Genomic DNA, 938 nt, shown 5'->3' on the forward strand with positions numbered 1-938 from the left:
GTGGCGCCCCAACCCGCCGGCCGGGGCGCCACGGCCAGCGTATCCGCCTCGTCCTGGCCCATGGCCTGGACCGCCGCGTGGCTATCCGCGTTCAAGTCCAGCACCGACACGTGTTCCTGCCGCGCCACCTTCAGCACCGCGTCCGCCCATGGGCGCAGGTTGTTGTCGAGCTGGCCGCCGACGAACGTGCGGCGCGTCAGCGGCGTGACCAGCACCGGTACCGCGCCCAGCGCCCTGGCCTCGCGGGCATAGCGCGCGATGTTGGCCGGGAATTCGGTCGCCAGGTCCGTGCTGTGTCCCGGTTTGCCCGGTTGGTCGTTGTGGCCGAACTGGATCAGCACATAGGTCGCGCGGTAGGCGGCGCTCCCGCGCAGCAGTCCCTCGACTTCGTCCCAGCGCCCTTCCCTGCGGAAGCTGGCGGAACTGCGTCCCGCGCGCGCCAGGTTGAGGCAGGTGTCGGCGACGGCTACCCGCTCGCAGAACGCATTGCCGTAGCCGCTCGTCTTCGCCATCGTCGAATCGCCGACGAGGATGAAGCGTACCGGTTTGGCCTCCACGGCATGGGCGCCGCTCCCGAGGACGGACAGGCCCAGCGCCAGTCCGATTGCAATTGATGTGCGCATGTCGCTCCTTCGTTATCATTGGTCCGGCGGGGTTCCGTAGAACTCGGGCGCGCCGTCCAGCACGACGTCGATCCGGTCCAGCACCACGCCGGGATCCAGCGCATAGACCCGCACCGTGTGCCGGCCTGGTTTCAGCCGCGGCACGGCGAGTGCGCGCAGCGCCGTATTCGACAGCACGTTGCGCTTCCATTCGTCGCTGCGGCCGATCGTGGCGTAATCGGCCACCTGGACCGGGCCGTCGTCCAGGCGGTAGGCCACGCGCAGGCCGCCGTCGCCGGTCAGCGGATGGACCGGCACGGCCACGAGGCGCAAGGT

Annotated in this window: 1 protein-coding gene and 1 pseudogene; both read right to left on the bottom strand. The window is 70.0% G+C overall.

Going from position 1 to position 938, the window contains the following annotated elements:
* The coding region (locus ACEN88_RS32805; RefSeq protein ID WP_413346457.1) for a GDSL-type esterase/lipase family protein at nucleotides 1-623 on the bottom strand (623 nt) is incomplete at its 3' end.
* Nucleotides 624-638: 15 nt separating this feature from the next.
* A pseudogene (locus ACEN88_RS32810) lies at nucleotides 639-938 on the bottom strand (hypothetical protein); the annotation flags it as partial.

This window comes from Massilia sp. CT11-108 (assembly GCF_047302915.1).
Lineage (GTDB): Bacteria > Pseudomonadota > Gammaproteobacteria > Burkholderiales > Burkholderiaceae_D > Telluria > Telluria orientalis.